Below are 23,081 nucleotides of genomic sequence, written 5' to 3' on the forward strand. Positions count from 1 at the left end.
TGAAGAATGAGCCTGCGAGTTTGCGGTGTGTTGCGAGGTTAACCCGTGTGGGGAAGCCGTAGCGAAAGCGAGTCCGAATAGGGCGGTATAGTAGCGCGCTCAAGACCCGAAGCGGAGTGATCTAGCCATGGGCAGGTTGAAGCGGCTGTAAGAGGTCGTGGAGGACCGAACCCACCAGGGTTGAAAACCTGGGGGATGACCTGTGGTTAGGGGTGAAAGGCCAATCAAACTCCGTGATAGCTGGTTCTCCCCGAAATGCATTTAGGTGCAGCGTCGTGTGTTTCTTGCCGGAGGTAGAGCACTGGATAGGCGATGGGCCCTACCGGGTTACTGACCTTAGCCAAACTCCGAATGCCGGTAAGTGAGAGCGCGGCAGTGAGACTGTGGGGGATAAGCTCCATGGTCGAGAGGGAAACAGCCCAGAGCATCGACTAAGGCCCCTAAGCGTACGCTAAGTGGGAAAGGATGTGGAGTCGCAGAGACAACCAGGAGGTTGGCTTAGAAGCAGCCACCCTTTAAAGAGTGCGTAATAGCTCACTGGTCAAGTGATTCCGCGCCGACAATGTAGCGGGGCTCAAGCGTACCGCCGAAGTCGTGTCATTCCAGCATATAGGGCCAACGCCTGCTGGGATGGGTAGGGGAGCGTCGTGTGCCGGGTGAAGCCGCAGCGGAAGCTAGTGGTGGACGGTTCACGAGTGAGAATGCAGGCATGAGTAGCGATACACACGTGAGAAACGTGTGCGCCGATTGACTAAGGGTTCCTGGGTCAAGCTGATCTGCCCAGGGTAAGTCGGGACCTAAGGCGAGGCCGACAGGCGTAGTCGATGGACAACCGGTTGATATTCCGGTACCCGCTTTGAAACGCCCAGTATCGAATCCATTAATGCTAAGGCCGTGAAGCCGTCCTGGAGCCTTCGGGCAAAGGGGAGTGGTGGAGCCGTCGGACCAAGGTGGTAGTAGGTAAGCGATGGGGTGACGCAGGAAGGTAGTCCAGCCCGGGCGGTGGTTGTCCCGGGGTAAGGGTGTAGGGCGTGTGATAGGCAAATCCGTCACACATGAGTCTGAGACCTGATGCCGAGCCGATTGTGGTGAAGTGGATGATCCTATGCTGTCGAGAAAAGCCTCTAGCGAGTTTCATGGCGGCCCGTACCCTAAACCGACTCAGGTGGTCTGGTAGAGAATACCGAGGCGTTCGGGTGAACTATGGTTAAGGAACTCGGCAAAATGCCCCCGTAACTTCGGGAGAAGGGGGGCCATCTTGGGTGACGGAATTTACTTCCTGAGCTTGGGGTGGCCGCAGAGACCAGCGAGAAGCGACTGTTTACTAAAAACACAGGTCCGTGCGAAGCCGTAAGGCGATGTATACGGACTGACGCCTGCCCGGTGCTGGAACGTTAAGGGGACCGGTTAGTCACATTTCGGTGTGGCGAGGCTGAGAACTTAAGCGCCAGTAAACGGCGGTGGTAACTATAACCATCCTAAGGTAGCGAAATTCCTTGTCGGGTAAGTTCCGACCTGCACGAATGGCGTAACGACTTCTCGACTGTCTCAACCATAGGCCCGGTGAAATTGCACTACGAGTAAAGATGCTCGTTTCGCGCAGCAGGACGGAAAGACCCCGGGACCTTTACTATAGTTTGATATTGGTGTTCGGTTCGGCTTGTGTAGGATAGGTGGGAGACTGTGAAGCTTGGACGCCAGTTCAGGTGGAGTCGTCGTTGAAATACCACTCTGGTCGTGCTGGATGTCTAACCTGGGTCCGTGATCCGGATCAGGGACAGTGTCTGATGGGTAGTTTAACTGGGGCGGTTGCCTCCTAAAGAGTAACGGAGGCGCCCAAAGGTTCCCTCAGCCTGGTTGGTAATCAGGTGTTGAGTGTAAGTGCACAAGGGAGCTTGACTGTGAGACCGACGGGTCGAGCAGGGACGAAAGTCGGGACTAGTGATCCGGCGGTGGCTTGTGGAAGCGCCGTCGCTCAACGGATAAAAGGTACCCCGGGGATAACAGGCTGATCTTCCCCAAGAGTCCATATCGACGGGATGGTTTGGCACCTCGATGTCGGCTCGTCGCATCCTGGGGCTGGAGTCGGTCCCAAGGGTTGGGCTGTTCGCCCATTAAAGCGGTACGCGAGCTGGGTTTAGAACGTCGTGAGACAGTTCGGTCCCTATCCGCTGTGCGCGTAGGAGTTTTGAGAAGGGCTGTCCCTAGTACGAGAGGACCGGGACGGACGAACCTCTGGTGTGCCAGTTGTTCTGCCAAGGGCATGGCTGGTTGGCTACGTTCGGGAGGGATAACCGCTGAAAGCATCTAAGCGGGAAGCCTGCTTCGAGATGAGAACTCCTACCCCCTTGAGGGGTTAAGGCTCCCAGTAGACGACTGGGTTGATAGGCCAGATGTGGAAGACCGGTAACGGTCGAAGCTGACTGGTACTAATAGGCCGAGGGCTTGTCCTCAGTTGCTCGCGTCCACTGTGTTAGTTCTGAAGTAACGAAGAGCCGTGTTGTCATCCAGCTTTTGGTTGTCTTCATAGTGTTTCGGTGGTCATTGCGTGAGGGAAACGCCCGGTTACATTCCGAACCCGGAAGCTAAGCCTCGTAGCGCCGATGGTACTGCAGGGGGGACCCTGTGGGAGAGTAGGACGCCGCCGAACAATCTTTGTGGGGATGCCCCGCACCTTATGGTGCGGGGCATTTTCGCGTTCTGGGCCAATATGATCGATGCATGAACCACGTGATACGAGCGGTACGGGCCGACGAATGGGCCGAGGTCAGGGAACTGCGTCTGGTCGCGCTCCAGGACCCGGCGGCGTCGATCGCCTTCCTGGACACGTACGAGCAGGCCTCCCAGCGCCCCGACTCCTTCTGGCGGGAGCGTGCGGCGGGAGTGGTCGCGGGGAGCGGGGCCCAGCTGTTTGTCGCCGAAGCCCCCGACGGGTCCTGGTCGGGGAATGTGGGGCTCCTGATCGAGCCCGCCGGCCTGACCGACTTCTTCGGCGCCACCATCGAGCGGCCCCAGGGGCACCTCGTCGGAGTCTTCGTGCGTCCCGGGCAGCGCGGCGCCGGGCTCATCGACGGGCTGGTCGAAGCGGCGCTCGACTGGGCGTGGTCGCTGGAGGAACCGCGGCTGGAGCGGGTCAGGCTCCATGTGCACGAGAGCAACAGCCGGGCGCGTGCCGTGTACCGGCGGCTGGGCTTTGAACCGACCGGCGTGCTCGTGCCGTTCGCGCCCGATCCGTCCGCGAAGGAGCTGGAGATGGCGGTGGTCCGTCCCGCCGCCGGCTGACGCCGTCGTCGTCGTACGGTCAGCCAGGGAGATCCTGGTGAGGCCAGCGGTCTCTCCCCTGTTCCCTGGAGCGGAGCAGAGCGAGTGTCGGCAGGCCGCGGTCCTGGCCCGTGGCCAGCAGCTCGGGCAGCAGAGGCAGGGGCGCGACCGCCGCCACGTCGTCCAGGACGAGTGACATTGGTGGGTCGAGCCGACCGTCAGATGACCGTGCGGCCATGCGGCGGCCGTGCTCGACCACGTGTGTGGTGAGTGCGGTGAGCAGAGGCATCGCGCCGGGGCGGGAGCGGGGATCCTCGATGGGCTCACCCACCACGTAGAGCGTGCCCCCCTCATCGGCGAAAGAATCCAACGTGAGGGAATCCGTTCGGTTGGGTGTGCAGGCCTCACGGATGTGGATCGAGGAGAGGGCCGCCAGCGTACGGGCCGTCAACTGTTGTGCCACCTCACGGCGTTCGGGGTGCGAGGTGAGGGCCGACTCCAGTAGTCCCGCGAGACCGGAGGCGGCTTTGGGGTGCGTACGGAGGATCCGTACGGCCTCGTGGGCGCCCGCGCCCTGCGCCCAGCGGTGCACCTGCTTGAACGGCCGCGCGTCCACCGCGGCGGCGTGCAGCCAGCAGCGCAGGAGGGTCTCCGCGGTGTCGGCCATGGCGGTGTCGAGGAGGGCGCGCGGGCGGACGGGGGACAGGAGCGCGGCCGCGCGGGCGGCGGCGGTGTCGGCGTTCTCGCATCCGGCGGCCGGGGACCAGTGGAGGCGGGCCGGGGTGTCGCAGAGGTGGCCGGGGTCGTAGACGAGAACGGGGCCGAGCTTGGCCCGCGCGTCCTTGGTCTCGGCCCAGACACCGGGGTCGGAGGTGACGACGAGCGCCGGGCCGTCGGCGTCCAGCACGGCCTGGACGGCGGTGGGGCGGCGGGTGCGGGAGGTTCCGTACACGACCTGCGGGATTGCGCCTGGGATGGGGACGGGGACAGGAACAGGGATGGAGAGGGGCGCGGTCACCGGTACAGGTGCGGACCCTGATGCCGGACCTGGCACCGATTCCGTCGCCGTGAGCGGGCGTGTGTCCTTGACGGCCGGCGTGGGCGGTTGCGGGTGATGGGCCCCGGCAGGGCCGTACATCGCCGCTACGGGCGCTCCCGCGCCCCTGCCCGGCCCGTACGGCACCTGGTCCCTGGGCAGCGGCTGGTGCGGCAGCGGGGGCTGTTCGCGCTCCTGCGGCGTCGCCGCCGTCTCCCGTTCGTACCGCAGCTGCTCGCGGCGCCGGGACCGTACCGCCCGCCAGCGCGTCACCACGCCCAGGACGAACACCGTCAGTACGGTGAGGACCATCAGCTGGCTGATCAACAGCCCCCAGAACAAGCCGTATCCGGAGAGCTGCCCCGGCGGGGTGTCGGGCCAGGCCGCAGGCAGGTCGTGCGGCGCCGTCGCCAACTGCCGCAGCGCCAGGGGCGTACGGGCGAAGGTGACGTGGTCCGGCCAGCCGCCGTGGGCGAACAGGCCGGCGAACCCCGTCGCCGACCAGGTCAGCAGCGAGAACCCGAGCAGGAAGGCCAGCAGGCCCACCAACAGCCCGTCGGGGACGCCTCCTTGGCGGGCCTGCTGCCTGTCCCGGCCCTGGTGGCGCTCCATGTCACGCCACCGTCGACTCGGAGGACTCGTTCAACTGCCGTTGTCGCTCCAGGAGTGCCGCACGCTGCTCCGCCTCCCAGTCCGCGGCCCGTACGTCCTCGGGCAGCCCGGCCGCCTCCAGGGCGTCGGCGGCGTCCGAGGCCTGGGAGTTCTCCGTCATCGCGCGGTCGGTGAAGACCAGGGGCCGTTCGGCCTCCGTCACCAGGTGCTTGACGACTTGGACGTTGCCGTTCACGTCCCAGACCGCGATACCGGGGGTGAGCGTGGGGATGATCTCCACCGCCCACCGGGGCAGTCCGAGGACCAGGCCCGTCGCTCTCGCCTCGTCGGCCTTCTGGGCGTAGATCGTGCGGGTGGAGGCCATCTTGAGGATCGCGGCGGCCTCGCGCGCCGCCGCGCCGTCCACGACGTCGGAGAGGTGGTGGACCACCGCGACGAACGACAGGCCGAGCCGGCGGCCGAACTTGAGCAGGCGCTGGAACAGCTGGGCCACGAAGGGGGAGTTGATGATGTGCCAGGCCTCCTCGACGAGGAAGATGCGCTTCCTGCGGTCGGGGCGGATCCAGGTGTGCTCCAGCCAGACACCGACGATCGCCATCAGGATCGGCATCGCGATCGAGTTGCGGTCGATGTGCGACAGGTCGAAGACGATCAGCGGCGCGTCCAGGTCGATGCCGATGGACGTCGGCCCGTCGAACATGCCCCGCAGGTCACCGTCGACCAGCCGGTCCAGGACCAGCGCGACGTCCAGGCCCCAGGCCCGTACGTCGTCTATGTCGACGTTCATCGCCTCCGCCGACTCCGGTTCGGGGTGGCGCAGCTGTTCGACGATGTCCATCAGCACGGGCTGGCGCTCGATGATCGTCTCGTTGACGTAGGCGTGCGCGACCTTGAGGGCGAAGCCGGAACGTTCGTCCAGGCCGTGGCCCATGGCGACTTCGATGATCGTACGGAGCAGGGCGAGCTGCCCGGTCGTGGTGATCGCCGGGTCGAGCGGGTTGAGGCGGATCCCGTCGTCCAGGGCCGCCATCGCGTCCAGACGGATGGGGGTTATACCCAGCTCCTGGGCGATGAGGTTCCACTCGCCCGCTCCGTCCTCACCTTGGGCGTCCAGGACGACGACCTGGCGGTCGCGGAACCGCAGCTGGCGCAGGACGTACGTCTTCTCCAGCGCGGACTTGCCGTTGCCGGACTCGCCGAGCACCAGCCAGTGGGGGGCGGGGAGCTGCTGCCCGTACAGCTGGAAGGGGTCGTAGATGTAGCCCTTGCCGCTGTAGACCTCGCGGCCGATGATCACGCCGGAGTCGCCGAGGCCGGGGGCGGCGGTGGGCAGATAGACGGCCTGGGCCTGGCCCGTCGACGTACGGACCGGCAACCGGGTCGTCTCCACCGCCCCGAAGAGGAAACTGGTGAAGGCTTCCGTGAGGATGGACAGCGGATCTCGCACCACAGGCCCCTTTCTGTTCGGCGTCTACGGGTTCTGTACGGCGTCTACAGGCTTACGGCTCGGCTTACGGCTTCGGGTCGGTGGCGGTGGCGGTCGGGGGCGGTGGCGGCGGTCAGGGGCGGTCAGCGGCGGATGCCGGTCGCGAACGGCAGGGTGTTCACGAAGGCACGGTGGTGCTCTCGGTCGCACCACTCCAGCTTGAGGTACGACTTGCCGGCCGAGGCCCTGATGGTCCGCTTGTCCCTGGCCAGGGCCTCGGGCGACCTGGACGACACTGTGATGTACCCGACGAGGTTCACCCCTGCCGCACCGCTGGCGAGATCTTCACCCCGCTGGTCGAGCCTGCCGTGCGCGGCGATGTCGCGCGGGTCGACGGTGCGGTTCATCTTGGCGGCGCGGCTCGCCTCCGCGTCGTCGTTGGTCTTCTCCGTCAGCATCCGCTCGATGGCGACCTCGGTCGGCTCCAGGTCCATGGTCACCGAGACCGTACGGATGACGTCCGGGGTATGGACGAGGAGCGGGGCCAGGAAGTTCACGCCGACCGGCGTCATCGGCCACTCCTTCACCCAGGCGGTGGAATGGCACCAGGGGGCGCGGGTCGAGGACTCGCGGGTCTTGGCCTGGAGGTACGTCGGCTCCATCGCGTCCAGCTCGGCCGGCCAGGCGTTCCGTTTCGTCATGGCCTGGATGTGGTCGATGGGGTGGTCGGGGTCGTACATCGAGTGCACGAGGGAGGCGAGGCGGCCCTGGCCGAGGGGCTGGCGTACCCGGATGTCGGCCTCGGCGAGGCGGGCGCAGATGTCGGTCAGCTCGCGGGCCATGACCACGGCGAGGCCGGCGTCCTTGTCGAGCTTCCGCGTCCCGGAGGCGTGGCGGGCGGCGCGGGCCATGGCCTGGGCCTCGGCGGCCAGTTCGCGGGTGAAGTGCATGCAGGCGACGAGGTAGGCGCGGTGCTGCTCGCTGGAGGTGGAGACCATCGACTGGAGCTGGTCGTACGACTCCTGGAGCCAGCCCGGGGACGCGTGGTCGCCGCGCTGGGCGACGTCCTTGGCGTGGGCGTCGGGGTCGGCGGGGAGCGTACGGGCGAGCATCTGGATGCGGGTGACGAAGCCGTCCCCGTTGGCGACGTGCTTGAGGAGGGTGCCGAAGCGGTCGACGAGGGCTTCCTGGTCCTCGCTGTCGCGCAGGCCGACGCCGGGGCCCTCGATCTCGATGGCGGCGGTGACGGTGCGGCGGTCGGCGTGCAGCAGGACGGCGATCTCGTCGGGGCCGAAGGGCGCGGCGAGCCAGTTGATGCGGCCGATGCCGGGGGGCGGGCCGATCTCGACCTCGCGGCCGTCGAGGCTCGTACCGGACTCCATGGCGGCGGAGCGGTAGGTGGTGCCGTTGCGGAGGGTCCGTTTGAAGCTGCGGTTGATCTCGAACCACTTGTAGAACGTGCGGTGCTTGTACGGCACGTACACGGCGGCCAGGGCGATGAGCGGGAAGCCCATCAGCGTCACGATCCGCAGGGACAGGACCGGGACGAGCAGGCCGCACATCATGCCGAGGAACGCGCCGCCGATGATGAGCGCGATCTCGCCGGTCTCGCGGTTCTTGCCGACGATCGCGTTGGGCCGGGCGCGGCCGATGAGATACGTGCGGCGTGGTGCGATCGGGTGGGCCTGGGTCGTCAACGCCCTCCCCCTCCAGTGCTGTTGTTACCGGTGTTGCGTGAGCTGTGCGGGGTGCCGGTGGTGGGGCCGCCGCCGGTACGGGGCGGGGGTGCGGCGGAGGGGACATGTCCGCCGCCGCCCCCGCTTCCGCCGCCGCCTCCGGACGACGGGCGGGTGCTGTGTGCGGCGACGCCGCCGGAGATGGAGTTCTGCGACCGGCCGCCACCGCCGCCGCCGGAGCCGTCGCCGTTGTTGCGGCTGCTGTGGGTCTTGATGCCCTGGGAGACGAGGGCGGCGGGGGAGCTGATGGCGGCGGCGGCGCGGGAGCCGTCGGTGGCCTGCTTGCGGTTGTCGCGGGAGGCGGCGATCTCGTCGCCGAAGCCGGGGACGAAGCGGTAGATCATGGCGGACGCGAAGATCGCGAGCAGGATGATCGCCAGGCCGGTGACGACGGCGGAGAAGGAGTCGGGGCCGCTCTCGGAGGAGAGGGCGCCGGCGAGGCTGAGGACGATCACGATGACGGGTTTGACGAGGATGACGGCGATCATGATGCCGGCCCAGCGGCGGACGTGGCCCCACATGTTCTTGTCGACGAGTCCGGCGTAGACGATGACGCCGAGGAGGGCGCCGACGTAGAGCAGGACGGCGCGGATGAACAGCTCCATGAAGAGGACGCCGGCGGCGAGGATCGTCACGAGGGAGACGACGATGAGCATGATGGGGCCGCCGCCGATGTCGGTGCCCTTGGTGAGGGCGTCGGAGAAGGACCCGAAGAAGACGTCGGTCTGCTTGCCGGTGCCGGCGGCGATGACCTCGGTGACGCCGTCGGTCGCGGAGACGACGGTGTAGAGGATCAGGGGCGTGAAGGCGGAGGCGAGGACGGCGAGCCAGAGGAAGCCGACGGCTTCGGAGATGGCGGTGGTGAACGGCACGCCGCGGATGGCGCGCTTGGCTACGGCGAAGAGCCACAGGACGAGGGTCAGGACGCTGGCGGCGGCGAAGACGATGGCGTACCGGGCGAGGAAGGCCGGGTTGGTGAAGTCGACGTTGGCCGTCTCCTCGACGGCACCGGAGAGCTTCTCGACGACCCAGGAGGCGGATTCGGCGCAGCCTCGGGCTAGGGAGGAGAGGGGGTCGAGGGCGTCTGCGGGGTTGTCGGGCAGCCCTCCGGAACGGGCGGAGTCGCCGGACTCGCAGTAGCTCTTGGACAGGCCTTTCAGCAGGCTGCAGTCGACCTTGTCGTCGGTCGGTGAGGGCGTGGGAGTGGGCGCCGCGGCGGCCCGGGCGGCGAAGAGGAACAGCGTGGCCGGGACGCTCGCCAGTGCGGCGCCGATCCATCGGGCTCGGACGAGCGGGCGGGAGTGGGGTCGGGAGCTACCTGGCATACGTGAAGCCTCCGTACTGCTCGACAGCCTTGCTGATCTCGTCCGCGGTGGAGGTCGCGACATCGCCGGGGACGGGAGCCGGTCCGGTCTGCTGCGTATCGGTCGCGATCTTCCAGTCGTCGCCTTGCCAGCGCAGATCGAAGGTTCCGGTCTGCCAGGTCGTCTTCACCGGGTCGGTGGAGCCGGGTCCGGCCATTCCGATCAGGCCCGTGTACCAGACGGAGACCCGGGCGCTGTTGCCGCTGATGGTCTCGACCTTCGTGCCCACCGGGATCGCCCGGGAGACGAAGATGTTGTCGGCGGGCGGGTTCCCTTCGGCGTCCAGACCGAGCCTCTGCAACTCCGCCGGTGCGTAGGCGGGGTCCAGCGCGGTCTTGAGCTTGGTGGCCGACTCGGGCACGTAGATGGCGTCCAGGATGGCGTACCGGCTCACCCGGTTGAACATCCCGTCCGACCCCAGCGCCACCGCGTAATTCGCCGCCGCACTAGCCGCCCCCTGCTCATCCCTCGCGAACCCCGACGGAATCGTGCCGTTCTTGCCCGTCACCGGCTTCACGCCCGACGCCGCCGTCGGGTTTGCCGCGCCGTCGGGGGCGCCCGCGCCCGGGGTCGGGTCCTTGCCGCCGCCGCGGTTGGCGAAGGCGATGGCCGCGACCAGGAGGACCACGACGCCCACGACCGTGATGAGGGAGCGTGAACCGCGGGCGGGGCGTCTGCCGCCGCCGTAGCCGTCGCCGCCTCTGGCGTCGGGCAGCCGCGTGCGCGTCTGGCCCGTACCGCCGAAGCCGTCGTCCGTACGGGCGGCGGGACGCGCGGGGTCGCCGTAGCCGTGCTCGTCACCGAAGCTCATGCCGCGAAAGCCCCCTCAGCCGTGCGCGGGTCCGCGTGGTCCGCGTAGTACGACGGTAGCCGTGCTGGTTCCCGCGCGGGCGCGGTGTGGTGACTCGACATCAGGGAGACGCAACCTCAGCCGGTGGGTGCGACGGACGGGTGGTGTGGAGGGCGCACCGGGCGCACGCCTGGTACGTACCGGAGGGACCGGAGGAAAGGACGGACGGAAGGGCGGGATGACGGGTCCGCCGGAACGGCCGAACGGGTGGGACCGAGCGCGCTCGGCCGTCCGGGTCGGCCGGCGGGAGTGCCGGCCGCGAGAACGGCCGGGATCAGACAGCCATCCCGTACACGATCGTGAAGAGCGTGCCCAGCGACCCGATGATGAAGACGCCGGTCAGCCCCGCGACGATCAGGCCCTTGCCCTGTTCCGCGCTGAACGTGTCCCTGAGCGCCGTCGCCCCGATGCGCTGCTTCGCCGCGCCCCAGATCGCGATGCCGAGACAGAGCAGGATGGCCACCGCCATCACGACCTCGATCATCACCCGGGCCTCGTTCCCGAGTGTCCCGAAGGGTCCCCAGTCCGGGGCGATACCACCGATGATGGTGGTGATGTCGCCCTTTTCAGCCGCCAGGTACATGTAACTCACCGCCCCTGTTGGGTCGTTCGCCGCCCGGGCCCCATGGCACGGGTCACGCTCTATCTTCGCTGATGGAACCGCCCTCGTATGCCGCTTGGCGGCTCTCTTTACCCGATGCCCGCACATATGACCGGTCCCGGCCCCCTGACCTGGTGCGGACCGGCTCAGCACGTACGCAATCGGTTACTCTGTGTATCACGGGGCGTGACTCCGGGCAATGACTGTCGTTGGTCCACTCTTGCGGGGTGCGGCGCCGTGGGGGAGCCGTGGGGGAGCGGTGGAGAGATTGCGGGGAGCTGGGGCGCGATCAGGTCTGTTGCAACGGTACGGGGTTGGACTAGGAAGGCGTCTGTGACCCAAGACGAATCGCGCGACGACGCCGCTTCCGCCCTCCCGCCCGTTCCCGACGCCGACCCCTTCGCCGCCTCGCTCGCCGACACCCAGCGGATTCTGGCCAGGATCGACACGACCCGGCCGCACACCGCCCGTATCTGGAACTACTGGACCGGCGGTAAGGACAACTACCTCGTCGACCGCGAGGCCGGCGACCAGATCAGGAAGCTGCACCCGGGCATCGGGGACTACGCGCTGGCCGACCGTCAGTTCCTCGGACGGTCCGTCGAACACCTGACCAGGGACGTGGGCATCAGACAGTTTCTGGACGTGGGCACGGGCCTGCCGAGCGCCGACAACACCCACGAGGTCGCGCAGCGCGTGGCCCCGGAGTCGCGGATCGTGTACGTCGACAACGACCCGCTCGTCCTCGCCCACGCGCGGGCGCTGCTGACCAGCTCGCCCGAGGGGAGGACGGACTACCTCGACGCCGACCTCCGCGACGTCGACACCATCCTGGAGCGCGCGTCGCGCACGCTCGATTTCAGCGAGCCCGTCGCGCTGATGCTGCTGGGCGTCGTGATCTTCATCGAGGACGACGAGGAGTCGTACGGCCTGGTGCGCCGCCTCATGGACGCGCTGCCCGCCGGCAGCCATCTGGTGCTGTCCCACACGATCACCAGCCCCGCGATGCCCGACGTGGACGCGGCGGTCGCCTTCTGGAACGAGAACGGCACGCCCCGGCTGACCCAGCGCACACCCGAGCAGCTGCTCCGTTACTTCGACGGGCTGGAGCTGCTGGAGCCCGGGGTGGTGTCGTGCTCGCGCTGGCGGCCGGTGGCGGGAGCGGGGTCGGGGCCGGGTGGCGAGGGGCTGCCGGACGAGGTGGCGATGTTCGGGGGAGTGGGGCGTAAGGGGTAGGAGGGCGGAATGAGGGGGCGGGGGCTTCGTCCTGTCTCTCCTTGTTCCGTACGGGTGAACTTGGCCGGGCCGTCTCGGAGTCCGTCCGCCCGGTCGATCCCTGTGCCTGCGGGCGCCTCCGCCGTACGCGGGGGTCCCCCACCGCCGTCCTGACGCGCGATTGCCCCGCGCCCCGCTTTGGGAAAGTGCCGTCGATATCCCTCGATATCCGCCGGCTTCCCGGACCGGGAGCGGGCGCGGACGGCGGCACTGCGGGACAGGGGCGAGCGCGATGGCGGGGACGGCGGGGAGCGGTGGGGGCGCGGGCGGTGGAGCCGATGTACGGCACAGCGCGGGGCCCTGGACCAGGGCGGCGGGCGCGGCCGAGGCGCTGCGCGCCCACCTGGGCCAGGTCCGGCCCGAATTCGCCGCCGCGCACGCGGGGTTGGCGGGCGGTACGGAGGGCCTGGCGGTCGCGGACGTCCTGCGGACGGTGCGTACCTCGTGGGAGCGGCGGATCGACACCGCCATGGGGGAGTGCGGCAGCCTCGCGGGCAGTCTGAGGGCGGTCGCGAAGGACCTGGGCGAGAGCGACGCGGCGGTGCGGGTGGCGCTGGCGGGGGTGGAGGTGGGGGCCGGGGCGGGCTCGGGTTTCGCGTCCGGCCCCGGCTCTGGCCGCGGCTCCGGCCCCGTCTCCGGCCCCAGCTTGGGCTTCGGCTTCGGTGGTGGTCGGTGAGTGGGGGGCTGACCTGGGCCCAGTTGCGCGAGGTGCGGTGCTCCGAGCTGGAGGAGGCCGCCGACGGCTGGGGCCGGGCGAGCAACCGCGCCGACGCGGCGCGCGACCGGATCGACCGGCAACTGCTCACCGGCATCCGGGACTCGCAGCGGGGCGAGGCGGCGCGGGCGGCGGTCGTACGGCTGCGGGATCTGAGCCGTGACTTCCAGTACGTCCAAACCGAGTGCGGTCTTGTCCGTACGACGCTCAACAGCCTGGCCCACGAACTGAGGGGCCCGCAGCGGGCGTTGCGGGAGGCGCTGGAGGACGCGCGGGCGCTGGGGTTCACCGTGCACCCGGACGGCGGGGTGAGCTTTCCCGAGGCGGGCGAGAACTGGTCGACGGGCCGGCCGTTGCCGGGCGGGCGGATCGCGGGGAGCGGGGCGGAGCCGTTCCCGGCGGTGCCGGCGGCGTACGGGAGCGTGAACCCGAACGAGGCGAAGGCCCAGGATGTCGTGGACCGCATCGGTCGGGCGCTGCGTGAGGCGCGGGGCGTCGACGAGCGGTACGCGGCCACGCTGCGGAAGTTGACGGCCCAGGAGGGCCTCAAGGTCTCGGCCGCGATGTGGACGGACGCGTACGGCGACGCGACGGCGGTGCGGGGGGCGGCGGACGGGTATCTCCGGGACGCGATTCCGGAGGACGCGTCGCCGGCGGAACGCAAGGCGTGGTGGGACGGGCTGACGCGGGAGCGGCGTGAGGAGTACCTGGCGGTCTACCCGGACGTGATCGGGAATCTCGACGGGATTCCGGCGGTGGTGCGGGATGCGGCGAACCGGGACAACCTGCAGTTGTTGATGGGGAAGTTGGAGGGGCTGGACGACGAGGGGTCGAGGACGCGGTTGGCGGGGTTGCGGGAGATCGACCGGCAGTTGAGGTTTCCCGACCCCGATCGTCCGCCGATGTATTTGTTGGGCATCGGCGACGAGGGAAATGGCCGGGCCGTCGTCGCGTACGGGAATCCGGACACGGCGCGGAACGTGTCGGCGTATGTGCCGGGACTCGGGGCCGCGTTGGACGAGGAATTCGCGACGAACGATCTGCGGCGTGCGGCGGACACGGCGGCCGCGGCTCGCGAGTACGACCCGTCGAGCGCGGCGATCGTATGGCTCGGCTACGACGCGCCGCAGCTGTCCGGGGACGACATCACGGGGAACACGGACGTCATGTTCGCCGACCGGGCGGAGGCCGGGGCCACCGCGTACAACTCGTTCATGGCCGGTGTCTCCGCGACGAACGAACACGAGAATCCCCATGTGACCGCCATCGGCCACTCGTACGGCTCGCTCACCGTGGGGCAGGCCGCGCAGCGGCCGGGAGGAGTCCCGGGCGCCGAGGACATCGTGCTGCTGGGCAGCCCTGGGACCGGGGCGAGATCAGCGGACGAGCTGGGCGTGGGCAGGGAGCACGTCTACGTCGGTGCGGCGGAGAACGACCCGGTGACCGCCATGCCTGCCAAGATCGAGGCACGCGGTATGGCTACGGGCGCGATGAGCGGGGCCGCGGTGGGCGCGGCGATGGGCGGCCCGGTGGGAGCTGTGGTCGGGGGCTTCGGGGGTGGCGCGGCGGCGTACTTCGCGCAGGACGCGCAGGCGGACGACCGGGAGATCTGGTACGGGACCGATCCGGCGCATGAAGCCTTCGGCGCGCGCAGGTTCCGGGTGGCGGACGGGCCGCGGCCGATCGCGGACATGGGTGGCGTGGACGCGCATACGCGGTATTTCGACGACGAGCAGTCCGCACGGAACATTGCCAAAATCGTCGCCGGTCGAGGCCATCAGATCACCACTCAGGAGCCCCGATGAAAGCAGCACGCACTCTGACGACCTTGCTCCTGCTCATTTCCGCAATGGGATGCGACTCCCCTGCGGAGATGGGCACGTCCGAAAGGAACCCGGCCGACGTGAACATGAAGCAGGCTGCTGAGAAGGCTGACGCAATCATGCAACAGACTCTTTCCGGCGTCACACCGGAACTACGGTGGAACCACGGTCCGTCGAATGACCACATCTGTACGGACTTCAAGAACGATTCGCTGGGCAGCGGCTCGGTTCGGCGACGGATCGCGGTCATGACCGTCGTATCCACAGAGCGACGAGGAAGCCTGCTCGGGGTGGTGGAACGTAACTGGAAAGCGCGCGGTTACAAGATCACCAGCGTGGATGCCGACGTGGATCTCCCCGCTATCTACGCGGCCACCGACGAAGGATTCAAAATGAGCGTCGCCGTCGGCGGCCAAGGGCAGTTCTTCCTCTCCATCACCACCCCCTGCTTCACGCAATCCCCCGTCCCCGCCCCGGCCCCCGAGCCCAACACCCCCCACCGCACCGGTGGCTACCCCCAGCCCCCCGACGTCCACGACCACTTCTGGTCATCGCGGGATCCTCTTCCGGCCTCCTCGCCGTCCACCCCCTGATCCGACCCCTCCCCGCCTACACTGGTCCGGACAGCGGCCCTGACGCGAAGGGTGTTTTGACGGTGCGTAAGGCATGGCTCGTCGCGTCCGCCGTCGGTGGGTCCGGGATGGCCTTCGTCGCGTTGCTCGTCGTCGGGACCTACTCCGCCGCCGCCGGGCTCGCCGGGGGGAGTGGCGGGACCGTCGGGCTCGCCAAAGGGGCCGTGCCGGCCGCGTACAAGTCGCTCGTGGAGCAGTGGGGCAACCTCTGCCCCGCCATCAACCCCGCTCTCCTCGCCGCGCAGCTGTACCAGGAGAGCGGTTGGAATCCCTCCGCCCAGAGTCCGGCCGACGCCCGGGGGATCGGGCAGTTCATCCCGGGCACCTGGGCCGCCCACGGGATCGACGGGGACAAGGACGGGGATCGGGACATCTGGGACCCGAAGGACGCGATTCCGTCCGCCGCCTCGTACGACTGTGAATTGGCTGATTACGTCAAGGACGTGCCCGGGGATCCGACCGACAACATGCTCGCCTCCTACAACGCGGGCGCGTACGCCGTCATCAAGTACAGGGGCGTGCCGCCGTACCGGGAGACGCAGAACTACGTCAAGATCATCCGGACCCTGGAGAAGAGCTTCGCGGCGCCCGTGGGGCGGGTCGAGCCGTCCCGGCAGGCCGCCGGGGCGATCTACTTCGCCCAGCAGAAGCTCGGTACGCCGTACCTCTGGGGCGGGAACGGCACGGCCGCCCAGGGAGGGCGCTTCGACTGTTCCGGGCTGACGCAGGCCGCCTACCGTACGGTCGGGATCGAGCTGCCGCGTGTGGCCAACGACCAGTACAACGCGGGCGAGCACCCCGCCCGCAACGAGCTGCTCCCCGGGGATCTCGTCTTCTTCTCGGAAGATCTGAACAACTCGCGGGCCATTCATCACGTCGGGCTGTACGTGGGCGGCGGATACATGATCAACGCGCCGTACACCGGGGCCGTGATCCGGTTCGACAAGATCGACAAGCCGGACTACTTCGGCGCGACCCGGGTCACCGAGGACGGTGCGAAGTCCCTGCCGACCAACCTGCCGCCCGACCGCCCCTCCGTCTGAGGGGAGCGGGGAAGGGCCGGGGAGGGCCGGCGAAGGGAGTGGGAAGGGGTACGGTACGACCCGTCCCGCGGGCGTTCTCCCCGCCCGGGCGGAACCCCCGCCAGGGCCATTCGGCGGTCGCCAGATGGCCGGAACTATCCGTCCCGTCACGCCCCTGAACTGCGACGACGTGTCACTCTTCGATAACGTCATGGTGATCGTTCGGTGGAGAGTGGAACGTACTGCGTGAACAGGCCGTTCCATGGGCAACAGCTGCGCTCTTGATCACGCAGCATGTTCCTTACTGACCACGGGGGTTGGTGGACGCGGCGCGCGGTCTGGCGCGCCGCGGCAGATGTCATGGCGAACAAGGCAAGGGGCCGCAGCAGATGGCTGGACTCGTACTGGATGGGTCGAACCCAGACGTCAGCCTGCTCTACGACATCAACGGACTGGCCAAGGACGCTCCGTCGTGGTTCGACGGCGTCATGGAGTTCGTCGGCGAGTACGGGATCATGCTCGCGCTCGTCCTGGTGGTCCTGGCCTGCTGGTGGAGCGTTCGCAAGCGGGGGTCCGCCGAGGATTCGGTGACCGCTGTCGCCGGGCTCGTCTGGGCGCCGCTCGCCGCCGGGTTCGCGGTGCTCGTCAACATCCCGATCCGGGGGTTCGTGGAACGGCCGCGCCCGTTCCTCGACCACAAGGGCCTGGACGTCCTGGTCGACGGCAAGACCGACTTCTCGTTCGTCAGCGACCACGCCACCATGGCGATGGCCATCGCCGCCGCCGTCTTCGTCGCCCACCGGGGATTCGGGTTCGCCGCGCTCGGGCTGGCCCTGCTCGAAGGCTTCTGCCGCGTCTACATGGGGGTCCACTACCCGACCGACGTCATCGGCGGCTTCGCGCTCGGTACGGCCGTCGCGCTGCTGCTCACCCCCCTCGCCCTTGCCCTGCTGACCCCGCTCGTGTCGGCGGTCTCCCGCTCCCGGCACGCCGGGTGGGTGGTACGGGCCAGGGCCGCGCGCGAGGCCGACCTGATCGCGGGCTCCGGCGCCGTCGGCGGGACCCGGCCGCTCGGGATGCCCGAGCCGCGGCCCGACGACAACAACCTGGCGGCCTGACCTCGTACCGTCCGGCGGCTACCCGGCTACCCGGCTCGGTGGCCAGGCGCCTCCGCCACCGCGCTGACCACCACGTTCGAGTCCCAGTGGCCGTTCGCGTCGATGACGCCCCCGCAGGTGATCAGCCGCAGCTCGGGGCCCGGCACCGGGCCGTACACGCGGGCGGTGGGGAACTTCGCCGTCCGGTACGTGTCCACCGCCGTCACCCGGAACCGCACCCGCCGCCCGTCCCCCAGCTCCGCCTCCACCAGGTCCCCCGCGCGCAGCCGCCCCAGCTTGGCGAAGACGGCGTTGCGGATGTTGTCGCGGCCGTTCCTGACCGGGACGGTCCCGGGGTTCGCCGGGGCGTCCCGGTGGCCCACCAGCACGGCAGGGCCGCGTTCGCCGGGGCGCGGGCCCAAGGCGTACCAGCCGACCTTCATGGCGTGGCGGAAGCTCGGCGCGTCCAGCGTCCTGGTCCCGTCGAGCCAGAGCGGCATGACCGCCGCGCTGACCCGCAGGGCCGGGATGCGCAGCCGTACGGGAGCGGAGTGCGGGTCGGCGACGTGGACCGCGCGCGGTTCCGCGGCCACCGGTGAGGGGCGGTGCGCGGGCGCCGACCGCTCGGGCAGGACCGCCAGTACGACGGTCGCCACCGCGCCCAGGGCCGCCAGCCCGAAGAGCACCTTGACCGTCACGTCCACCGCCCGCCCCGGCGCGGCGGCCCGGCCGGTCCCGTTTCCGGTCAGTGCCGGCCGTCCCTCGACCGGCGCCGGGCGCGCATCAGCAGGGCCGTGCTGGCGACGCCCGCGACCAGGGTCGTGGCGACGGCGAGGGCCAGCGAGGCCGCTCTCGACGGGCCCCGCGCGGCCGCGGAGTCCACGGCGACCGGGTGGTCCGCGCCGCCGCGTGCCCCGCCCGACGGGGTGACCTGGAGGACGCCGACGGAGGGCGAGGCGGTACGGGTGGTCACCGGGGCGGACGTCACCACGGCCGGCCTGGTCGTGGCGGGCCGTGCCGGGGCCGCCGTACGGGAGCGGGTGGCCGGGGCGGTCGTCCTCCGGGGAGCGGGTGGGGTGGTGACGGCCGGTTTCCTCGTCGCGGTCCTCGTCGCCTTGGGCTTCGGCTTCGGCTTGGGTTTCGCCGTCGCCGTAGCCGTCGCGTCCTTCGGCTTCATGAGCGGCGGCCTCGTACCGGTCGGCGTGGCGATCCGCGCCGGAGCCGGCACCCTCGCCGTCGCGCTCGCGATGACGCCGGTGGATGTCCCCGGGGAGGCGGACCGGCCGGGCTTCGCGGACCGCGTGGGGGACGTCTTCGGCTGCGACAGCGGCCTGCCGTTGCCCGCGATCAGGCTGAAGCCCGGCACGTTCTGGCCCCTCGGCCGGTTCGGCATGTCGTTCTTGAAGTAGTACAGCGGGTGGGTGTTGAGGACGACCTGCCGCTCGTCGCTGCCCGGCGCGTCCTTCTTGGTCGTGGACGTCCGCGCGGTCACGTCCTTGGCCTTCTTCGGGGAGCCGAGCGCCGCCGGCCAGGACTTCGCACACGCGCCCGTGCACCCCGACACGTTGGGCCTGTCCGCCTCGCGGACGTACAGCGGATTGCCCTTCTTGTCCGCCACCACGTCGCCGACCGCCGTCTTGATGAGCATGAGCTTCCCCGGCTCCGTCGGCTTGTCCACGGCCGCGGCGGCGCTCGCTCCGAGCGCGAGAAGGAGAGCGGCGGCCGTGGCGAGCGCGGCCGAGCGGGGCCCGTATCGATCCATGGGTACAGGCGAACCCCCGGACGCCCGGTCGGCCACCTAGGTGGTCCGTACGGGCTAGGGCGTGTCCGCGGGCGTGTCCTAGGAGGTGCATGACGGAACGTACGGGCTGCCCTCCAAGGACGCGGCCCGCCGGCTCCCCGCTACAGCGCCTGCGGGAAGTCGAACAGCCGTCCCGGGTCGTACGTCCCCTTCAACCGGGCCAGCTTGTCCGCCGCCTGGCCGTAGTAGGCCTTCCGCCAGTCCGTCAGCGTCGGGTCGATGTAGTTCTGGTACGCCGCGCCCGACGCGTACCGCCGCATCGACGCATGGGTGTTTTTCAGCCACGCCTGCTGGGCCGTGCCGGCGGTCCCCGGCTGCCACGCCCCGATGTACTGCGCCAGCACCCGCGAACGCCGGTGCACAAACGCCGTCGAGAGCGGGCTCACCCGGTTGATCGCCCCGCCGAGCGCGGTCAGCGCTATGGAACCGCCGCCTCCGCCCTGGGCGGCCGAGATCGTGGTGAACCGTTCCGTGGCGGAGACCAGGGCCCGCAGCCCGGCCGGGGAGAGCGCGCGGTCGTAGAAGTCGGAGGCGGCCGCGTACGTCTCCCGCTGGAGCGCGCCGTTCTTGTCGCGCCCCGGCGTGGTGCCCGGCAGGTGGCACTGCGCCTCGGTGTAGCCCGAGCAGCCCGCGTACACGAGCATCGCCTCCTCGTACCCCCGGCGCCGGGTCGAGAACGAGCGGGCGGGGCCGGGGCCGCCCGGGCCGTCGGCCAGCCGGTCGAGGGCGTTCTTGAGGTCCGACTCGGTGCCCAGGGAGAACGCGGACAGGGAGAGGGTCGGGGTGCCGCCGCCGGGACCCGCGGCGAGGTGGAGGGACGACCAGATCTCGTCGGGCTGGTCGGGGCCCCACTTCTGCCAGGCGTTCAGCACGGTCTCGGCCTTCGACCACGGCCAGCTCACGAACGCGGCGACGGTCTCGGGCGCCGGATGGGTACGGAAGCGCAGCTCGGTGACCACCCCGAAGTTGCCGTTCCCGGCGCCGCGCAGCGCCCAGAACAGGTCCTTGTTCTGCTCGGCGTCGGCGGTGAGGCGTTTGCCGGCCGCCGTGATGAGCGTGGCGGACATGAGGCTGTCGCAGGTCAGGCCGTAGGCGCGGGCCGCGACACCGTGTCCGCCGCCGAGGGTCAGACCGGAGACGCCGACGGTCGGGCAGGACCCGGCGGGGATCGTACGGCCCCGGGCGGCGAGGGTCCGGTAGACGTCCGCCAGCCGGGCACCGGCGCCGATCACGCCGTCCGAGGCCGCGTGCTGGAGCGAGTCGAGCTTCGAGATGTCGATGACCAGCCGGCCGTTGCCGCTGGACCAGCCCGCGTAGGAGTGGCCGCCGCCGCGGATGGAGACGGGGGTGTGATGGGTACGGGCGAAGGCGAGGCACTCCTTGATGTCGTCCTCGCCCGCCACATAGGCGACGGCCGCCGGCTTGAGGCCGTCGAAGCGGGTGTTGTAGAGCTGGCGCGCGGTCGCGTAGGACGCGTCGCCGGGCCGTACGAGATCTCCGTCGAGCCCTTTCGCGAGCGCGCCCCAGCTGGGGGCGCCCGGGGTGGGCCTGCCGGTGGTGGGTTCGGCGCCGGCCGATCCTGACCTGCCGGGTGACCCGCTTCCGTTCGTACCGGGGCCTCCGGCGCCCGCCGGTGACGTGTCACCGCCGGAACAGGCGGTCGTGACACCGGCCGTGGCCAGGGCGGCCGCGGCCGTGAGCAGTGTGCGCCGTTCCATGTGACGTCCTCCTGAGGGTGACCCCGGGATCGCGTGGAAGGCGTCCCGCTGATCGGGACGGTTGTAGAGGCCACCGGGTTCCGCGACTCGGGTGCGTTTTCCCCCAAGAGGTCACGTCAATCAGGAGGTCGGTCGATCAGGAGGCCGGGTCGATCACGTGATGTCAGTCCGCCGGTTTGTGAGTCGCCGCGTCCGTCCTGGCCCGGTCGCGTGAGCGGCGGGCCGGGCCCGACCAGCCGCACGTGCAGCGGGCCAGGCAGAACGAGCCGCGTTCCACGGTCGAGGTGGTGTGGGGGGAGGTGAGGGGAGGGCCGGAAGTGTCTTGCTCGCTCACCCCTCCACCGTACTGGCGTGACGGGGAACGAGGGGCGTCGTTATGCGGGTGGGTACGGGCTTCGGACAAGCGGCGCTAAGGCGTTGGGGGTTGGCGGGCGATGGTGGCGCAGCAGCAAGGACGCAGGGGAGCGGCGTTCGCCGCCGTGACCGTCGTGGGCGCCGTGGCGGGTGTCGTGGCCGCGACCGGGTGTTCCGGCGAGGTGGGAGCCACGGCCGACGACCGGCCGGCCGGCGGGCCCCGGGTGGTGCGTGAGGCCGCCGACGTCCTGCTCGCGTCGGGGAGTTCCAAGGCCCGTACGTCCATGGAGATGGCGGCCGGCGGGACCCGGGTGACCATCAGGGGCGAGGGCGGCTACAACTACGCGGGGCGGATCGGGCGGCTCAAGGTCGTCCTGCCGAAGGATCCGGCGGGCGCGAGCGAGCACCGTCCCATCACCGAACTGGTCGCCCCCGCCGCCCTCTACATGAAGAACCGGGGGGCGGGCGTGCCCGCCGACAAGTGGGTCAGGGTCGACGCGACGACGCTGGAGGACGGGAATCTGGTCACCGGCGGGGCGACGGATCCGCTGACCGCCGCCGAACTGCTGCGCGCGGCCCGGAATGTGACCTTTGTCGGCTCGCAGGATCTGGCCGGGACTCGTGTGTGGCACTACCGGGGGGTCACCGACATCGGCGAGGCCGCGAAGGTGGCGTCGCCGTACGCGCGCGGCGCGCTGACCGCCGCGGCGAAAGGGTTCGCCAAGGACGTCGTCCCGTTCGACGCGTATCTGGACGACGAGGGCCGGTTGCGCAAGGTCAGGCACCGGTTCAGCTATCTCAACCAGGGCCGGACGGTCGACGTCGCCTCGACGACGCTGCTGTACGCGTTCGGTTCCGAGGTGTCCGTACAGCTGCCCCCGCCCGCCGACATCTTCGCCGGAAAGATCGGGACATAGTCCCGGAGGATCAAGACACGTCGGGGGAAGACCAGGGCGGAAATGGTCCGGACGTGCCATGCGCGCGGCGGGTTCCGGTCCTTACGCTGGGGGGACACGACCCTGGAAGTCGGCGCCCGCGGGAAGAGGTGACAGCACGTGGCTTCGTTGCGTACGACGACCGTCCAGGACCACGTGGCCCTCGCCGAGATCGAGTTGTGCGGAGAACTGATGATCGCGGCGTCCGCCGCCGACGGGGAGCGGCTCAGCTCCGACCGTATCGACGAGGTGCTGAAAGTGGCCCGCGCCCACCCCGGGGTGCCCCGGCAGCCCGAAGGCCGGTCGGGGTGCCGCCGCGACTGAGGCTCTCGCCCGATGCCAGGTACGGAGCGGGCGATGTCAGGTACGGAGCAGGCGGGCGATCGCCTTCGTCGCCTCCGCCACCTTCGCGTCGACCTCGTCCCCGCCCTTGACCGCCGCGTCCGCCACGCAGTGCCGCAGGTGCTCCTCCAGCAGCTGGAGCGCGAAGGACTGGAGGGCCTTGGTGGAGGCCGAGACCTGGGTCAGTATGTCGATGCAGTAGACGTCCTCGTCGACCAGGCGCTGGAGGCCGCGGATCTGGCCCTCGATCCTGCGCAGCCGCTTGAGGTGCTCGGCCTTCTGGTGGTGGTACCCGTGGATCCCCCGGTCGTGGTCGGTGACGGGGGTACCGGCCGGGGTGGAGGTGGGCTCGGAGGGCGCTTCGCTTGTCGCGGCGCCGGCCGCCTCGGTGGTCGTCATCGCGTCCTCCTGTGGGAATGTCCGGCCGTGGGGATGTCCGGAGGGTCGTCCGGTGGGTTGTCCGATGTGAGATCGGTGTGAT

General features: G+C 69.6%; 20 protein-coding genes and 2 rRNA genes (1 of these 22 running past the window's edge). 11 read left to right on the forward strand and 11 right to left on the reverse strand.

Going from position 1 to position 23,081, the window contains the following annotated elements:
* From OG349_RS19590 to OG349_RS19600, 3 genes are all read left to right on the forward strand, one after another.
* Positions 1-2,453 (forward strand): 23S ribosomal RNA (locus tag OG349_RS19590) (it extends 670 nt beyond the left edge of the window).
* Between the two features lie 80 nt (positions 2,454-2,533).
* A 5S ribosomal RNA gene (rrf, locus tag OG349_RS19595) occupies positions 2,534-2,650 on the forward strand.
* 71 nt (positions 2,651-2,721) lie between these two features.
* Positions 2,722-3,282, forward strand: a complete 561-nt coding sequence (locus tag OG349_RS19600; RefSeq protein ID WP_327235838.1) for a GNAT family N-acetyltransferase — start codon at positions 2,722-2,724, stop codon at positions 3,280-3,282.
* Positions 3,283-3,301: 19 nt separating this feature from the next.
* Here OG349_RS19600 and OG349_RS19605 read toward each other — a convergent pair whose 3' ends face one another.
* The 6 genes from OG349_RS19605 to OG349_RS19630 all read right to left on the reverse strand — a co-directional run bounded on the left by OG349_RS19605 (position 3,302) and on the right by OG349_RS19630 (position 10,868).
* The gene (locus tag OG349_RS19605) at positions 3,302-4,909 is read right to left on the reverse strand and encodes a type VI secretion protein (protein WP_327235839.1); all 1,608 of its coding nucleotides are present in this window, start codon (positions 4,907-4,909) and stop codon (positions 3,302-3,304) included.
* A gap of 1 nt (position 4,910) precedes the next feature.
* Positions 4,911-6,356 (reverse strand): ATP-binding protein, encoded by a 1,446-nt coding sequence (locus OG349_RS19610; RefSeq protein ID WP_327235840.1) that lies wholly within the window; start codon positions 6,354-6,356, stop codon positions 4,911-4,913.
* 122 nt (positions 6,357-6,478) lie between these two features.
* Positions 6,479-8,032, reverse strand: a complete 1,554-nt coding sequence (locus OG349_RS19615) for an SCO6880 family protein (RefSeq protein WP_327235841.1) — start codon at positions 8,030-8,032, stop codon at positions 6,479-6,481.
* Positions 8,029-9,396: a hypothetical protein gene (locus tag OG349_RS19620; RefSeq protein ID WP_327235842.1), complete on the reverse strand. Its 1,368-nt coding sequence runs from the start codon at positions 9,394-9,396 to the stop codon at positions 8,029-8,031. Before OG349_RS19620 ends, OG349_RS19615 begins: the two co-directional genes overlap by 4 nt.
* A complete protein-coding gene (locus OG349_RS19625) occupies positions 9,386-10,246 on the reverse strand; it encodes a hypothetical protein (protein ID WP_327235843.1) in 861 nt (286 codons plus the stop codon). Before OG349_RS19625 ends, OG349_RS19620 begins: the two co-directional genes overlap by 11 nt.
* A 313-nt stretch (positions 10,247-10,559) precedes the next feature.
* Positions 10,560-10,868 carry a hypothetical protein gene (locus OG349_RS19630; RefSeq protein WP_161312217.1) on the reverse strand — a complete coding sequence of 103 codons (309 nt, stop codon included), beginning with the start codon at positions 10,866-10,868 and terminating at the stop codon, positions 10,560-10,562.
* 447 nt (positions 10,869-11,315) lie between these two features.
* Here OG349_RS19630 and OG349_RS19635 point away from each other — a divergent pair, with 447 nt between their 5' ends.
* From OG349_RS19635 to OG349_RS19660, 6 genes are all read left to right on the forward strand, one after another.
* The gene (locus tag OG349_RS19635; protein WP_327238628.1) at positions 11,316-12,122 is read left to right on the forward strand and encodes an SAM-dependent methyltransferase; all 807 of its coding nucleotides are present in this window, start codon (positions 11,316-11,318) and stop codon (positions 12,120-12,122) included.
* Between the two features lie 271 nt (positions 12,123-12,393).
* Positions 12,394-12,837, forward strand: coding sequence for a hypothetical protein (locus OG349_RS19640; protein WP_327235844.1), 444 nt, complete (start codon positions 12,394-12,396; stop codon positions 12,835-12,837).
* Positions 12,834-14,681, forward strand: coding sequence for an alpha/beta hydrolase (locus OG349_RS19645; protein WP_327235845.1), 1,848 nt, complete (start codon positions 12,834-12,836; stop codon positions 14,679-14,681). Before OG349_RS19640 ends, OG349_RS19645 begins: the two co-directional genes overlap by 4 nt.
* Positions 14,678-15,292 (forward strand): hypothetical protein, encoded by a 615-nt coding sequence (locus tag OG349_RS19650; protein ID WP_327235846.1) that lies wholly within the window; start codon positions 14,678-14,680, stop codon positions 15,290-15,292. The genes OG349_RS19645 and OG349_RS19650 overlap by 4 nt, the downstream gene beginning before the upstream one ends.
* Before the next feature lie 107 nt (positions 15,293-15,399).
* Complete coding sequence (locus OG349_RS19655; RefSeq protein WP_327238629.1) at positions 15,400-16,374, forward strand: C40 family peptidase; 975 nt, start codon at positions 15,400-15,402, stop codon at positions 16,372-16,374.
* 368 nt (positions 16,375-16,742) lie between these two features.
* Complete coding sequence (locus tag OG349_RS19660; RefSeq protein ID WP_327235847.1) at positions 16,743-17,471, forward strand: phosphatase PAP2 family protein; 729 nt, start codon at positions 16,743-16,745, stop codon at positions 17,469-17,471.
* A 26-nt stretch (positions 17,472-17,497) separates the two neighbouring features.
* On the opposite strand, the gene OG349_RS19665 is transcribed toward OG349_RS19660, so the two are convergent.
* From OG349_RS19665 to OG349_RS19680, 4 genes are all read right to left on the reverse strand, one after another.
* Positions 17,498-18,148 (reverse strand): sortase domain-containing protein, encoded by a 651-nt coding sequence (locus OG349_RS19665; RefSeq protein WP_327235848.1) that lies wholly within the window; start codon positions 18,146-18,148, stop codon positions 17,498-17,500.
* A 47-nt stretch (positions 18,149-18,195) separates the two neighbouring features.
* A complete protein-coding gene (locus OG349_RS19670) occupies positions 18,196-19,212 on the reverse strand; it encodes a hypothetical protein (RefSeq protein WP_327235849.1) in 1,017 nt (338 codons plus the stop codon).
* A gap of 140 nt (positions 19,213-19,352) precedes the next feature.
* Positions 19,353-20,969: an FAD-dependent oxidoreductase gene (locus OG349_RS19675; protein WP_327235850.1), complete on the reverse strand. Its 1,617-nt coding sequence runs from the start codon at positions 20,967-20,969 to the stop codon at positions 19,353-19,355.
* A gap of 163 nt (positions 20,970-21,132) precedes the next feature.
* On the reverse strand, positions 21,133-21,303 hold the full coding sequence (locus tag OG349_RS19680; RefSeq protein ID WP_327235851.1) for a hypothetical protein: 171 nt from the start codon (positions 21,301-21,303) through the stop codon (positions 21,133-21,135).
* A gap of 100 nt (positions 21,304-21,403) precedes the next feature.
* On the opposite strand from OG349_RS19680, the gene OG349_RS19685 reads away from it, so the two are divergent.
* Together OG349_RS19685 and OG349_RS19690 are read left to right on the forward strand one after the other, a co-directional pair.
* The gene (locus OG349_RS19685) at positions 21,404-22,240 is read left to right on the forward strand and encodes a hypothetical protein (protein ID WP_327235852.1); all 837 of its coding nucleotides are present in this window, start codon (positions 21,404-21,406) and stop codon (positions 22,238-22,240) included.
* Between the two features lie 138 nt (positions 22,241-22,378).
* On the forward strand, positions 22,379-22,582 hold the full coding sequence (locus tag OG349_RS19690; protein ID WP_327235853.1) for a hypothetical protein: 204 nt from the start codon (positions 22,379-22,381) through the stop codon (positions 22,580-22,582).
* 36 nt (positions 22,583-22,618) lie between these two features.
* Here OG349_RS19690 and OG349_RS19695 read toward each other — a convergent pair whose 3' ends face one another.
* Entirely contained in the window at positions 22,619-22,999 is a 381-nt protein-coding gene (locus OG349_RS19695) for a metal-sensitive transcriptional regulator (protein WP_327235854.1), read from the reverse strand.
* Between the last annotated feature and the right edge of the window lie 82 nt (positions 23,000-23,081).

Source organism: Streptomyces sp. NBC_01317, from assembly GCF_035961655.1.
Classification (GTDB): Bacteria; Actinomycetota; Actinomycetes; order Streptomycetales; family Streptomycetaceae; genus Streptomyces.